Below are 485 nucleotides of genomic sequence, written 5' to 3' on the forward strand. Positions count from 1 at the left end.
GTTGCCCGCTGCGGTCTTCAACTCCGCTACGCTGCATGATCAGCGGGCTGTGAATGGCCCCCGCCGCCAACACCACCAGGTCCGCATCCACCTGCATGTCTGCCACATGGGCGCCGCTGTCCGGGTCGGTCACGCGGGCTTCCACCCCGCTAGCCCGGCCGTTTCGGGTGCGCACTTTTACCACTTCCGTATCCGAGAATATCCGGGCGCCATACGCCGCCGCCCAGGGAAGATGGGTCACCAGGGAACTCATTTTCCGATCCGACGGGCAGCCCGCCAGACAATGCCCGGTGAGCGCGCATTGCTTCACATTGCGCTGCGCCGGTTTCCAGGAGAACTGCATTTTCTCGCAGCCCTGAATCACCTTGTGGGCGCAGGCATTGATTTCGTGGGCTTCGTTGATGTGAATCTGTAGCTGGTCGGCCACCGTATCCAGATACGGGCGAAACTTTTCCGCAGACAAATTATCCAGCCCGTACTTGGCA

The 485-nt window shown here is 61.2% G+C and carries 1 protein-coding gene; it reads right to left on the reverse strand.

The features are described from left to right. Nucleotides 1-485 (reverse strand): GMC family oxidoreductase N-terminal domain-containing protein (locus A3754_RS24910; protein ID WP_197468857.1); only part of this gene is annotated, 485 nt, incomplete at both ends.

Source organism: Alcanivorax sp. HI0083, from assembly GCF_001635175.1.